Here is a 13,425-nt window from a genome sequence, read left to right on the forward strand (position 1 = left end):
GTTACTGACAATTAATTATTCAGCTTCAACAGCTGTAGAAGTAATTAATTCTACGGCTTTTTTCATTGTAATATCATGTTTTAACATATCTTCTGATAATACACGACGTACTTGAGCTTCTGGCATGTTGTAGCCTTCTGCTAATTCTTTGATTTCAGCTTCGATTTCTTCAGCAGTTGCTTCAAAACCTTCTGCTTTAGCAATTGCTTCAATTACTAAGTTTGTTTTCACGCGAGTATCTGCTTCGCCTTCAAATTGTTTATGAAGATCAGCTTCTGTTGAATTTGTTAATTGGTAGTACATTTCAGGTTGGATACCTTGACGTTGCATGTTGTTTAAGAATTCATCCATTGCACGGTGTACTTCATCGTGAACCATTACGTGTGGTAATTCTAGAACTTCAGCACCTTCAACTGCTAGACGAATTGCTGCTTCTTCAACTGCATCTTTTGCAGCTGCTTCTTTGCTTGTTTTCATTTCAGCTAAGAATTTTTCTTTTAATTCTGCTAATGTTTCAACTGAATCATCAACATCTTTCGCAAATTCATCATCTAATTCAGGTAATTCTTTACCTTTAACTTCGTGAACCGTTACTTTGAAGATTGCTTCTTTACCAGCTAAGTCTTCTGCTTGGTAGTTTTCTGGGAATGTTACTGTTACGTCAGTTGATTCGCCAGCAGCTTTCCCTACTAATTGTTCTTCGAAACCTGGGATGAACGAACCAGAACCTAATTCTAATGAATAGTTCTCGCCTTTTCCGCCTTCGAATGCTTCTTCGCCTACGAAACCTTCAAAGTCGATAACAACAGTATCACCATCGATTGCTGCGTCTTCTTTAACGATTAATTCAGCGTGTTGTTTTTGTAAGTCAGCAATACGTGCATCCACGTCTGCTTCTGTTACTTCACGGTCTTGTTTTTCAACTGTTAAGTTTTTGTATTCACCTAATTTAACTTCAGGTTTTACAGTAACTTTCGCAGTAATTACCCAATCTTCACCTTTGTTCATGCTTTCAACATCGATTTCAGGGCGTGATACTGGATCAATTCCAGCTTCAGCAACTGCTGCATCATAGTTTGCTGGTAAAACAGCATTTAAAGCATCTTCATATAAAGCTTCTTCACCATACATACGGTTAAATACGCTACGGCTTACTTTCCCTTTACGGAATCCCGGTACGTTTAAGTTCTTTTTAACTTTGTCAAAGGCAATTGTTAAGCCTTTTTGAATATCTTCTTGTTTAACAGAAAATGTTAATACGCCTTCATTTGTGGCTGTTTTTTCCCATTTTGCAGTCATGTGTTTCCCTCCGAATAAATAATTAATTTACATATGAAATTGCTTCATGCATACCTTTAAATAGTACACTAACACTTGATAAAAGTAAACATTTTAAGTAAAAAATATCTTTTACATCAACTCTTGATAAATTTCACGTAACTTTTGTTTTGTTTGCTGAATGTTTCTATAGTTTTTTAGTGATTCTAATGCTTTTTCGTTTCCAAACATCGACTGGTATTCTAAACTGTAACTTTCAATCCAGCGCGGAATTTCTGACACTTCTGGTAAAAATGGATAAAGCAACGAAAAATGCGCTTGCCCTTCCATTGCGATTCCTTCTGCAATCTGCGGGTCTTTGTTTTCCCATGCTTCTGCTGCTAACTCTAAAAACAACACCATTTGTGGTGCTTGTGGCAAAGGTAGGATTTTCGACAAATCGACCGTTTGAAGGCGTCCATCAATTGTTTTGAAAGAAAGTGTTTCCTTAACACCACATGAAACAAGCTCTTCGACAACTTTAGGTAATAAGAACGAGTTCTCGATTGTTGGCAAATACTTTTTAGTTAGATAAATAAATCGACTTAGCGAAAGGCCTTTGAGCCATGATTCCCACTTCTTACCAAAAATCGGTTGTTTTTGCTGGCCCCATTGAGCAAACAATTGCTCTTTTAGTTGCAAATCGTATTCTGCAATAAATTCTTGCGTCGTTTCCAGTTGAATTAAGTCTTTTTGTAGTTTTTCATTTGGTCGTTTTTTTAATAAACGATGAACCCACAAATATTGCTTATCTAATAGAAGTAAATGAATATATTGTTCAAAAAAATTAGGATTTGACAGATATTCCGCTTCATACTCTTGCGCATAAAAAACAGCAATTTCAAAATCACCAAGTAATCGATAAACTTCTATTAATTGTTGAACATTTTCAAATGAAGGAGCGAAATTATAAAGCTTTTCAAAATCTTTTTTAGCCGATAAATAATCTTGAGCCAGCATTTTTCGTGTCCCGCTTGCCAAAAGTTGTGTTTCTTTATCTGGAAATGGAATCATTTCGGACATGCTTTCACCAACTTTCTAATAAAGATGTTTTAAAACAATCACGGTCTCAGCTGGACCACTCGCATTATTTTTTTCAGCTTTTTCTAATAAACTATAACCTTCAAATATTTCACCATTTAATGGATCCTCAATTTGAAATACTTGCGATTGTTCAACAGTAAGACTATCGAAATCAATTTCTTGAATGCTATCCCATCCCGTATCTAAGAAAACTTTTGTTTCATCTGTCAAATTTAGTGCTTCCATTTTTTTAAGCGCTTCTTTCAAATCACCATACGTCATTTGTTTTTTCTCATCCATTTTATTACCCCTTTTCTGTATCCTGTACCTTTTCCTATTGTAACGAATAACTATCAAAAAAACACAAAAAATGTTGAAAATTTAGATTTCCTCTAAACTTTCAACATCTAATAGTTCAATTTGATTACGATACATTTTTAAGTAACCTTCATCGCTTAAAAATTTCAATTTGCGTGATAACGTCTCTGGTGTCGTTCCTAAAAAAGCCGCCAATTCTTTCTTTTTCATTGGTAAGGTAAGTTGTTTATTGTTAGTGACTTTATACAAATCAATCAAATACGTCGCTAAACGTTCCTCAATTCGTTCCATCATTAAAAATTGTGACTGTTGCTCTAGACTAGTAATCTTACTTGCAGTTAATGATAGCAGCTTTAAACTTAGTTGTGGAAAGGAAACGAGTAACTTTTGAAAATCTTGTTTATTGATTATACAAATTTCACTTTTTTGCAGTGCCTCAACAAATAAATTCTCATTGATTGCACCAAAAATCGTATTTTCGCCTTCATACCCTCCAGGTTCAACTACGCGTAGTAATTGCTCCTTGCCATTAATGGATAACTGATAGACTTTCATTGCCCCACGAGCGACAATCGCTAAGCTTTCTGCACCACCGGGGACCATAATCTGTTCCCCTTTTTCAAACGTTTTATGGACCGCAACTTGATTAATTAAGCGCTGATTTTCAAGATCTAGATGGTTAAACAGTGGTACGAGCGACACACATAGATGCTCATCTGTCATTTCATCCCTCCTCAACTTATTTTACTTTTGTTGATAACACGTCAAAACCGACTTCTTCAATCACTTTTACGACATCCTCAAGGGTTGTTTTTTCTGGATCAATCTCTGCCTTTACTTTACTCGCATTAAATAAAACTTTCAAGTTTTGTACACCTGCTAAACTTCCGACTGCTGTTTCAATTTTTTGTAAACAAGTCGGACAAACCAATTCTTCTAATTGTAAAATAATTTTTTGCATTTAAACCACTCCTAATCCTTCTTTTGTTTCTATCTATACTTTAAGTATAAACATTAAACTAGGAGATTCCTTGATAGCTATCAAGAAAATAATTATCTTTCGCTTTTCTAGTCTTAATCAGCTACAATGAGAGTATTACTTGTGAAAAGAAGGTTATTGAATGACTATCAAGCGTTTTGTGCAATTATTTGTCTTTTATTTTCTATCGATTATCATTGCTATCCCTATAGCAAATCTTTTTAAAATTGAACGAACATGGCTACATTATCTTGTGATTAGTTTAATTGGTTATCTTATTTTAACCTTACCGCTTACAATCATGACCATCCAAAAAGGAAAAAAGTAAAATAGATAGAAAAACTCGATGGCTGAAATACAGTCATCGATTTTTTAGATTTATGCAAATATCATTGTCGGTTTGATGGAAAATTTCTTAAAAGATTTCCGGCTATAAATTCGAGGCTTTTGTCCTTTTTTCTTAATTCCAGCTTTTAATCGTCCTTTTTCACCTGCAAAGCGTAATTGGTAAAGCCCACCAGGTAAATCTTCAAATAGAATTCGTCCATTTTGATCGGGCTCAATCCGAAATATTTTCCCATTACGCATTAGTGGTTTATTCCCTTTATGATTATACAACGTTACGTTTTCAGGAAAGGTCGCATTCGTTCCCTCTAGCGTCAAGTCTAAATCAAAACGGTATTTTTTGAGCCTTTCTAAATAAATCAATCGAATAATCAAAACCAGACTAGCAATTATCAATAAGACGGTTCCTACAAGAATACCCATCTGTTTCCATTTGCGTACCTTTTTTCCTTGAGTGGCAACTTTAGCAATTGCTGGTGTGTATGGCACACGTTTTCCTGTAACAAGCAGTCGGTGAGAATTTATCATATAAGGTGTGCATGTCACAAGTGTGATTAAATCTTGTTTGTCTTGGATTTTTAGCGATGCGGTTTCATGTGGTTCAACCACACGAATATCGTTCACTTCATAAGCTAATGTTTCACCCAGTACATTTAATAAGATTAAATCGCCCCTCACTAGCTTCGGAATATTCGTGAAAAGTTCACGCTGTGGCAATCCCCGATGCCCAGTAATTACAGAATGCGTACTTTCGCCACCAACGGGCTGTGAAGTCCCATTTAAGACGGTTGCACCAACTTCGAGTAGACCAGCAGTTGTTGTATCAAATAACGGAATATCCAAAGCTAACTTTGGAATATTAATTGTCCCTAGCAAATGTTGATCGTATTCTTCTTGTGAAACACTCTGAGTGACCGTTTCATCAAACGGATCTGCACCAATTTCCAATCCCGATTCTTTAAGCTGCTCATTTTTTTCAAGTAATGCTTTTTGTTGTGCTTGATATTCAGCGGCTTCTTTTTTTTGGAAACTTTCGAGTCGAATTTCATCAAGATAACTGTTCAATGCATCGATATAAAATGGATAAAACATAATTAAACAGCCAACTAAAAAAATCAGAACCATTGCAACTTTTGCAATTAAAGGATTTCTTTTTCGTTTTTTAGACATGTCAACTCACCTCGTTAATCTGATAGGCTTTTTTTGGACTTTTAACCACTTTCCGTTTAAAAACAGGGGAAGTAATTTTAAATATCGGATCTTTTAAACGAGCAACTTTCCCCCGTATTTTAAGCTTTTTATCCTGATTAATCGCACGATAGAAACCGCCAGGAATTTGTTTAAAGACGACTAGCCCATTTGAATCACTAACCGTTATCATGGGCTCTTTTTGTGAATTGCGGACTGCTTTTCCGCCTTTCCCGACTAAAGTAAACGCCACGCCCGGTTTCACTACGCCATTTTCAAAATAATAAAATTCAAAATCATACGTTTTTTTCATGCTTTGATAATAAACATATTTACGCCACATCCAGTAAAAAGTTAAAATAAAAAATAGGGGAATTAAAAGCATGTATATTTGGAAACGACGACGATGATATTGTTGAGTCGCTTCGACTTCTTCTTTTATTTCTTCTTCTGGGTACGGTATGCGTTTGCCTGTTACTAATAAACGATGTGTATTAATCATGTAGGGTGTACACGTTAAGAGTGTTACGAGGTCCTCTCCGTCTTGAATTACTAACGATTCAAATTCGTGGGGTAATACAACATCAAATTCAAAAATTTCATAGGCTAATTTTTCACCGGCAATATCTACAAAAAATAAATCGCCCACTTTTAATTTTTCTAAGTCGGTAAAGAGTTTTTTCTCAGGGATTCCGCTGTGACCAGTAATCACGGAATGCGTACTCGGTCCACCAATTGGAAAAGATGTCCCCTGTAAAATTGTTGCTCCTTTTTCTAACAAAAGGTTATTGGTCTCACGAAATAAGGGTAAGCTAACATGAATGGCTGGGATATAGACCGCTCCAACTGTGTACTCTTCAAAGTATTCACGTCCCGGAGATTCTTGATTGCCTATCGCTTCATCAAAAGGATCTTCGATTAATCCCATACCAGGAATATTATTTAATTTTCCTTCTGCTAACAACTCCTCATTTTTTCTAGCCAACTCTTCCTTTTGTTTTTGAAGTTGATTTATATTTTCTTGTTCTGTTTCGACTTGCATTTGTGCAAGATTTTTTTGATCATAATAGTTATTCACCGCATCAGAAATAAATGGATAAGCAAAAATACCTGCTCCTGATACAAAGAGTGTAAACATGATAACTTTCAAAAGAACATTCATCTGCTCCCTTTTCATTCGTGAGTTTCTTTTTTTATGTGGCTCCATCTCCTCACTCCCTTTTTCAGCTTAAAATTTAACGGTGAGATAGATCATCCAATCCACCCCACCGTTAAATTTTAAGCAGTTGAAGTACGATGTTTCGTACTTCAACTACTCCTTATTCAATTGTTAAACTTCTGCATGTTCTTTTGAACGTTTAAACCAGAAGTATGCGCCCGCCATCATCATTGAACCGATGATTAAGAATGCGTAGATTCCTGTTCCACCAGTAGAAGGAAGAAGGCCTTTAGGTACGTTGTTTACAGTTTGACGTAAAGCATCTGTTGAGCCGTAACCGTTTGCCACTACTGTGAAGCTCACGTTATCTGCTAACAATACATAGCCATTCGGTGCAAATGTTTCTTTCAATTGATAGTTGCCTGCTGTTAATCCAATAACTTTAAATACGCCATCTGTACCTGTAACAACTTCAGTTGCTTGCGCTTCAGTTCCCCAGCCATTAAATGCGTACTCACCTTTTGTATTTACAATAAATTTCGCCCACTGCGTTCCATTTGTTACTTTAAATTTAGCCCCGGCTAATGCCTTAGCTGTATGTTTATCATGTTTGATAAATTGTTTACCACCCGTTACAACACCTGGAGGAGGCGTAATACCTATTTCAGTCTCATTTTGAATCGTTGTCGCTGAGTTTTTAATTGGTGTATCAGGGATTGCCTCAGCTGTTAGGACCATATCGTAAGTAATGGTTAATGTTTGTCCTGCAAGTCCTGCTGCTGCAAGTTTCGCTGTATCAAACGTTAATTCCAAAATATTTTCCGCTGTTGAAATAGTATAGTCATTCCCAGCTCCTGCTGTTAGTCCAGCTACAACAATATTAGGTGTTGGCGCTAATGCCATCCCTGCTCCTGGAGTATCTTTAACTTTAAAGCTTGTTAAATCCGCAATATCCACAGGTACATTAATCGTTAATTTATAGTTTAAGATATCGCCAATTTGAACGTTAGGATAGGATTGTCCACCTGTTTCCAAGGTAATCGTTCCAAAATCTTCCGCATTTTCAAGAACTTTTGTATCTTTAGCTGTTACGTTTTTTGGATATACGTGAATATCAGTATTTAATACCCCTGTACTATCCATCGCTGTATAGATTGGCATCGATAAAATAAATGGTGCGGCTTTTTGAACAATGTTTGGTTTAGCAGGTGTAGTTGTTTCAACGAATAGATATGCTGCATCTAAATCATTTGAATACAAAGGTAGATTGGCAAATTTTGTTGTTCCATCTGGATCTGCAGTAAATTGCTCATTTCCCACCTTCGTAAATCCAGTATCATCATCGTTGTATTCATCGATTACCGTAGCCATCGCTTCTGCTTGTGTTTTTCCAACAAGCGCTGCATGATACTGAGCTGTTACGTCGTAAACTGTAAATCCTGCTCCATTAAGTGCTCTTCCACCAAAATCAGGCATTTCTAAGCCCGTATTTTCTTTATACTCTGGCATATTGTCGTCAAACACACGCTTATGAACTGTTACATCGACATTTCCTTCAGTGACTGCAGAAGCATTCAAACTACCAGCAAATAGTGGTGCAATTAACAAAGCAGCAATAGCAATTTTCCAAATTTTCTTCCCAATATTCATTTTCTCTTCCTCCTGCTTTATCTTTTTAATTTGTTTTTTTACTAGAATTTCTTTTGAACCAAATGATACTCACCGTTCCAACAATCAATACACCGAATAATCCAATCATCGTTTTCGCTTCACCTGTTTGTGGTAAGCGACCAGGCGGTTTTGGCTTTGGAGTAGGTTTCGGTTCCGGTTTTGGCGTGGGTTTTGGTTCTTCACGAGAAACATTTTTTGGATATAAGTTAATGGTAGTTAGGGATTGCCCTTCGTTCGTAGGATCTTCTATTGGTAAACTAACTAATACAGGTATGGCATTTTGAACAATATTTAGATTAGTAGGTGTGGTTGTTTCAACGAATAAATATGCTGCGTCTATATCATTTGAATACAAAGGTAAATCGACAAATTTTGTTGTTCCCTCTGGATCCGCAGTAAATTGTTCATTTCCTACCTTCGTAAATCCAACAGCATCATCATTATATTCATCAATTACCGCAGCTATTGCTTCTGCTTGTGTTTTTCCAACAAGTGCTGCATGATACTTAGCTGTTACGTCGTAAACTGTAAATCCTGCTCCATTAAGTGCTCTTCCACCAAAATCAGGCATTTCTAAACCCGTATTTTCTTTATACTCTGGCATATTGTCATCAAACACACGCTTATGTAAGACAAAAGTTGCTGTCTCTGGATTTTCTATCGCTCGTACCTCTCTTTGTCCAACCTCTACTAAAGGTGCTAAGAGAAAGACTAATACAAAACTAGCAAATATTTTTCTTAGTTTCATCTTACTCTGCCTCCTTTCGGTTACGATAGACATAGTAGACTGCGATAGCTCCTGCAATACCAGCTAAAACGAGTGCAGCAACTAAGAATTGTTGGGTTCCATGACCACCAGTTGAAGGCAATTGACCTTTTTCTTTATTTTTTACAGTTAATTCGATTAGTGTTTCACCTTCAGTTGGAGTAGCCTCTTGGACAACTCCATTAATCGTTACTTGACCATTGGCACTAATCACCACGGTCATTGCTTCAACTCCAATATATCCATTCGGTGGACTTGTTTCTGTTAGAATGTACGTTCCAGCAGACAATCCTGCAAAAGTAAATATATTTTGGTTTGTGGTTCCTGAGATTGGTGTTTCCGGCGTTGGAATCGTGCGTTTCAAAGTAAAGGTTGCACCTTCTAACGCATTCCCGTGATTATCTTCTTTTGTTACTTTTAATGTAAATAATCGTAGATGGTTGACAACTTGGTTCCCATCTTCATTTGGTTTCTCATCCAGTCCCGTAATAACAAGGTTCGCTGTTGTCGTTCCTGTATCCGTAACGATAATAGTCTTATCTGGCGCCGTTTCATAGCCAGGAAGCGCCTCTGTTTCCCTTAAGATATACGTACCTACTGGTAATTGAATATCACTAAAATCAACCTCACCATTAGCTATAGATGTTTTTTCAGCTCCAATTTGAGTCGTGCCGTCTGACTTAAATAATTTGAATTTTACGCCCGTCAATCGATCACCATTTTGATTGATTTTTGTAAATTTACCTAAAGGTATTTTTTTCAGATTATTTGTCATCTTCAACGTTTTATCATTCGCTTGCACATTCGTTGATACTGGCGTTGTAACTCCTGGATCATATCCTAATACTCGATCAGGTATTTCAACAATTCGATAGTTGATTGCTTGTCCATTAGCATATGATGGTAAATTAGAGAAAGTATGTTTAAGCGCATTTCCTGTTGCTGTTTTAGCAATTGCAAAGGCATTATTCGCTACATTCTCCCAGTTACTTCCATTTTGACGCTGTAATTGTAAAGTAATATCTTGACGTGTATTCCAATCATTATTATCATCATTCCAGATTTTTTCGACTGGGATATTGATGGTTTTATAATGCTTAACAGATGGAACAGCAAAACCAAATGGGTTTGGATAGTTTTCGTCTGCTAAATAGGTTGGTCCATTAGTAGGATAAAATTTCCCGTCTTGATACGCATCTTTTAGCGTTACTTCATATTCAACCCTGAATCCATCTAGTTTCGTACTACTTCCGGACAAGGTTAAGTTTGACAAATTAACTTTATTTCCTGTTTTGTCAATCACAACATTTTGAGCATATTCTGGATAATTCCCACCAGTAGATGGGATCACAGTCATCGTTCTTGGAGACGTCAGATTGACTTGTAACGCTGAGGTTTTAACTGTTGTTGCATTTAAATCCACATATTGACTCATTGGGTCAAAGACCTTAGCATCTCTAATTAGTGAACTAATATCTAATATTTTTTGTTTAATAATATTCAAAACAGTTGTTAGATTGGCCTGATTCGTTGCTGAATACTGTCCTTTAGGCCCTAAAGCTGCTAGAATATCACCTACATTATCTACGTTAAATCCAATTGCATAGCGTTCAATTCCAGGATAACTACTTGTACGACTGTTAGCATGTGAAATAATCGCGTCTCTAGTTGTTTGTGGTGTGCTTGATCCATCTCCAGTAAATAACCCTGAACCTGCTGTAAATCTCTCAACAGTACTTGATGGTGTTGTTCGAGTCATGCGATTGTTAGCAATAGTTGATGTTTGTCTTATCCCTGTGTATCTACCAGTAGGTGCATAGGTTGGCTGCCCGTCAGTTAAAATGATTAAAACTTTTTCAGCATTTGAGCGAGAATTATAGGCGGTATTCGTTAGTAACTCCAGTCCTGCATCCAATCCGAGAAATGTTGGTGTTCCTCCTGTTGGGGTTACCGTTAAAATCTTATGATTTAGAAAAGAACTTGCACTTGTTGTAAATCCAGTATAGTTTCCCTGCAAGCCTCCAAAATTTCCAACTTCACCAAAAGCTCTCCAAGTTTGATTTTCTTGTACACCACCAAACGAAGCTAAACCCAGCTTTACTGCTCCATCTGGATTATTAACATTTCCTAGTAAACCATTAGCAAATGTGCTTAGAGCATTATTTAGTGCTGACCAATTGCTGCCTTGCATACTCCCAGACTTATCTACCACAAAGACAACATCGACATTTTTTCTAGTTTCCAAATAGCCACCAATCATATCTAGTTGAATTTTAAATTTCGTTGGATCGTCGGTAGGCATCGCAATTTTTTTCATATAAATATCTTGAGCTGGGTTATCAGTAACCTTATAAGCATGGTAACCATTGTCGAAATTCATATTCCCAGATAAAACATTTTTTATAGGGGGGACGCCTGCTTTAGGATCTGTATTGCTACTATAATTATAATTTTTAATATCTAGATCGTCTAAAGTTACCGTATAGTTATTTGTACCATGTGTTGGAAATTTTCCGCCATCAGGAGTATATGCAAAAGGATCTACATAAGGTGCAACTGCAAATGGCATGATTCCCATATTGTAGTTAAAGTTATTAATCAATGTCTCTGCTTGACTTGACGACGTTTCTGTACTCTCTTTTTCACTACTTTCACTTGGGGAAGATTCCGTTTTGCTTGTTTCGGTTGTATTTGTCGATTCTTCTGATGTATCTGTTTCTGTCACTTGACTGTCTGCTTCGGTCGTTTCAACGGGGGATTCTTCAACTGATGTACTTGATGAAGTACTTTCAGCTGAGGCCTGAACAATCGGAGCGGACAACGTGTGAGAATTAGCAAATGGCGCTTCTAAGATATTTTCTGTGAAGACTTTTTCTTGGGTAGTCGTTGTTTCGTCAGGTGATTCACCTGCGACTTCAATTTCATTGATCACTTCTTCATCTAACTGAACTTTTAATTGAAGTTCTTTAACGTCCAAAGCGGTTCGAATAACGACTTTTCCTTTTCCTGTTTGACTAAGTGCTTCCGTTTGAAACCAATTATCCGCACTAGTTACCCAACCTGAAAGTTGTTCTGGTTGGATTACATTCCTTTCGTCTTGATTAAACACTTTGATTTTGATTCTTCGTGTATGATTTTCAGCGGGAACACCTATTGAATAATCAATTTCCCATAGTAATTCTTGATCTACTTGTTTCGCTGTTGTCGAAACATTTAAGTAGTTACTTTGAATCACTGTCTGCTTCACCTCATCTGGCGATTGCGCGTGCACTACATATGCCTGAAGGAAACTCGGCAAAAAACTGATTAATAATAGTAATAACGAAAACCACACCATTCCTTTTTTTCTCATTGTCTACCCTCCCATCCTCTTTCCAAATATGATATTTCCAGATTTTTTAATATCGAGGAAAGTAAATACTTGTCACGATTAGAAAAAACCTGCGTGAAAGACAAATATTCTTCATATTAAGTAACGTCAAAAAAACAAATCCAACAGTCGGATGGCTACCATAAATGTTTCCTTAGATAACAATATTTATCATGACTAACTATATAAATCTTATCATTCTCTAATCTAATTTTCATATTCTTATTATCGGTAATAAAACGCGAATATTTGGACATAGTTATTATAAAAAAATGGCGTATAATGTTCAGTATAGGAGGTAGAAGAAGATGAAGAATGAACACAAGCAATCAATCATGCTCCTTGGGTTAGATAAAGAATTTTTATTGAAAACACAACTGTTGCAATTATTAGATGACGCGGATAATTTCTTAACGACTAATGAAATCGCTCAGAGAATCTCTCATTTTAGTGCCGATACAATTCAACAAACTTGTCGACTCCTAAAGGATGATTTGCAGGCTTTACACCCAAGTAGTGAATGCGAATTAATCATTAGTAAACGTTACGGTATTCGTTTAACAAGGAATAATGTCACGCTAAAACAACTAATCAATTTTTATGCTGAACAAGATTTGTCTTTCATTCTACTTCGAAAAATTCTCCACTACCGCGAATTAACTTCTGTTGATTTTTACGAAGAACAACATATCAGCGAATCCACTTTACGACGGAAAGTTAAGAGCATTAACACTAATTTAAACAAATATGACATTCATATTACTTTTGCTCAGAAAATCAAACTTACAGGATCAGAATTTGCGATTCGCTCGTTCTATTTTTCGTTTTTATTTTTACTTTATCGTCAATTGACATCGTTACCACTTCTCGATGAGCCAGGAATATTTGAATCGCGCTCACTAAAAATTCTAGACTATCTTGAGATTCATTTAACAATGAAAGAATTTGACGTCTTTGCACTCGTTTATTACGCCTATGAGCACGGTGTTCATTCTGGTGTTCCTTTCCAATTATCAAATGAAGAAGAAGAAATATTCCACCAGTTCCACTTCCCCGCAAAACCACTCTTTTTGAACAACTGGTCTTTAATCGAATGGCAGTTCTTTTTGCTATTTCTTTATTCCTCTGAATTATTTGATTATAATTTTGGTGTCATTTTTAAAGATTCCGCCATTCCCAACGCGTTAAAGGATAGTGGAAATTGGATTGCTGCTTTTCAAAAGTAAGCGAGTAATCACAGAGTATATGTAAAATATTCAAATCTCCCATTATACTTAGAATCAGAAAGT

Annotated in this window: 12 protein-coding genes; 2 read left to right on the forward strand and 10 right to left on the reverse strand. The window is 36.3% G+C overall.

All coding sequences use genetic code 11. The features are described from left to right. Positions 1-15: 15 nt before the first annotated feature. The 5 genes from tig to ACFO3L_RS03915 form a co-directional block, all read right to left on the reverse strand. Entirely contained in the window at positions 16-1,299 is a 1,284-nt protein-coding gene (tig, locus tag ACFO3L_RS03895) for a trigger factor (RefSeq protein ID WP_379964036.1), read from the reverse strand. A 111-nt stretch (positions 1,300-1,410) separates the two neighbouring features. Further along, a complete protein-coding gene (locus tag ACFO3L_RS03900; RefSeq protein WP_379964039.1) occupies positions 1,411-2,340 on the reverse strand; it encodes an outer membrane protein assembly factor BamD in 930 nt (309 codons plus the stop codon). A gap of 15 nt (positions 2,341-2,355) precedes the next feature. Further along, positions 2,356-2,640, reverse strand: a complete 285-nt coding sequence (locus ACFO3L_RS03905) for a hypothetical protein (protein ID WP_379964041.1) — start codon at positions 2,638-2,640, stop codon at positions 2,356-2,358. 81 nt (positions 2,641-2,721) lie between these two features. Then, positions 2,722-3,381, reverse strand: coding sequence for a Crp/Fnr family transcriptional regulator (locus ACFO3L_RS03910; protein WP_379964043.1), 660 nt, complete (start codon positions 3,379-3,381; stop codon positions 2,722-2,724). Positions 3,382-3,397: 16 nt separating this feature from the next. Continuing rightward, a complete protein-coding gene (locus ACFO3L_RS03915; RefSeq protein ID WP_379964045.1) occupies positions 3,398-3,619 on the reverse strand; it encodes a heavy-metal-associated domain-containing protein in 222 nt (73 codons plus the stop codon). Between the two features lie 160 nt (positions 3,620-3,779). Between ACFO3L_RS03915 and ACFO3L_RS03920 the strand changes: the two genes are divergently transcribed. Then, positions 3,780-3,965 carry a hypothetical protein gene (locus ACFO3L_RS03920; RefSeq protein ID WP_379964047.1) on the forward strand — a complete coding sequence of 62 codons (186 nt, stop codon included), beginning with the start codon at positions 3,780-3,782 and terminating at the stop codon, positions 3,963-3,965. A gap of 50 nt (positions 3,966-4,015) precedes the next feature. On the opposite strand, the gene ACFO3L_RS03925 is transcribed toward ACFO3L_RS03920, so the two are convergent. The 5 genes from ACFO3L_RS03925 to ACFO3L_RS03945 form a co-directional block, all read right to left on the reverse strand. Then, a complete protein-coding gene (locus tag ACFO3L_RS03925; protein ID WP_379964049.1) occupies positions 4,016-5,152 on the reverse strand; it encodes a class C sortase in 1,137 nt (378 codons plus the stop codon). Between the two features lies 1 nt (position 5,153). Further along, a complete protein-coding gene (locus ACFO3L_RS03930) occupies positions 5,154-6,377 on the reverse strand; it encodes a class C sortase (RefSeq protein WP_379964051.1) in 1,224 nt (407 codons plus the stop codon). 123 nt (positions 6,378-6,500) lie between these two features. Then, positions 6,501-7,979 (reverse strand): SpaH/EbpB family LPXTG-anchored major pilin, encoded by a 1,479-nt coding sequence (locus ACFO3L_RS03935; RefSeq protein ID WP_379964053.1) that lies wholly within the window; start codon positions 7,977-7,979, stop codon positions 6,501-6,503. 25 nt (positions 7,980-8,004) lie between these two features. Continuing rightward, positions 8,005-8,748, reverse strand: a complete 744-nt coding sequence (locus tag ACFO3L_RS03940; protein ID WP_379964055.1) for a pilin N-terminal domain-containing protein — start codon at positions 8,746-8,748, stop codon at positions 8,005-8,007. Between the two features lies 1 nt (position 8,749). Continuing rightward, on the reverse strand, positions 8,750-12,118 hold the full coding sequence (locus tag ACFO3L_RS03945; RefSeq protein ID WP_379964057.1) for a SpaA isopeptide-forming pilin-related protein: 3,369 nt from the start codon (positions 12,116-12,118) through the stop codon (positions 8,750-8,752). Positions 12,119-12,444: 326 nt separating this feature from the next. Between ACFO3L_RS03945 and ACFO3L_RS03950 the strand changes: the two genes are divergently transcribed. Then, entirely contained in the window at positions 12,445-13,362 is a 918-nt protein-coding gene (locus ACFO3L_RS03950; protein WP_379964059.1) for a helix-turn-helix domain-containing protein, read from the forward strand. The last annotated feature ends 63 nt before the right edge of the window (positions 13,363-13,425 follow it).

Origin of the sequence: Enterococcus eurekensis (assembly GCF_042654605.1) — a bacterium.
Lineage (GTDB): Bacteria > Bacillota > Bacilli > Lactobacillales > Enterococcaceae > Enterococcus_I > Enterococcus_I eurekensis.

Coding starts and splice junctions, on each gene's coding strand:
- tig (WP_379964036.1), bottom strand. CDS start 1,299: ATGACTGCAAAATGGGAAAAAACAGCCACAAATGAAGGCGTATTAACA.
- ACFO3L_RS03900 (WP_379964039.1), bottom strand. CDS start 2,340: ATGTCCGAAATGATTCCATTTCCAGATAAAGAAACACAACTTTTGGCA.
- ACFO3L_RS03905 (WP_379964041.1), bottom strand. CDS start 2,640: ATGGATGAGAAAAAACAAATGACGTATGGTGATTTGAAAGAAGCGCTT.
- ACFO3L_RS03910 (WP_379964043.1), bottom strand. CDS start 3,381: ATGACAGATGAGCATCTATGTGTGTCGCTCGTACCACTGTTTAACCAT.
- ACFO3L_RS03915 (WP_379964045.1), bottom strand. CDS start 3,619: ATGCAAAAAATTATTTTACAATTAGAAGAATTGGTTTGTCCGACTTGT.
- ACFO3L_RS03920 (WP_379964047.1), top strand. CDS start 3,780: ATGACTATCAAGCGTTTTGTGCAATTATTTGTCTTTTATTTTCTATCG.
- ACFO3L_RS03925 (WP_379964049.1), bottom strand. CDS start 5,152: ATGTCTAAAAAACGAAAAAGAAATCCTTTAATTGCAAAAGTTGCAATG.
- ACFO3L_RS03930 (WP_379964051.1), bottom strand. CDS start 6,377: ATGGAGCCACATAAAAAAAGAAACTCACGAATGAAAAGGGAGCAGATG.
- ACFO3L_RS03935 (WP_379964053.1), bottom strand. CDS start 7,979: ATGAATATTGGGAAGAAAATTTGGAAAATTGCTATTGCTGCTTTGTTA.
- ACFO3L_RS03940 (WP_379964055.1), bottom strand. CDS start 8,748: ATGAAACTAAGAAAAATATTTGCTAGTTTTGTATTAGTCTTTCTCTTA.
- ACFO3L_RS03945 (WP_379964057.1), bottom strand. CDS start 12,118: ATGAGAAAAAAAGGAATGGTGTGGTTTTCGTTATTACTATTATTAATC.
- ACFO3L_RS03950 (WP_379964059.1), top strand. CDS start 12,445: ATGAAGAATGAACACAAGCAATCAATCATGCTCCTTGGGTTAGATAAA.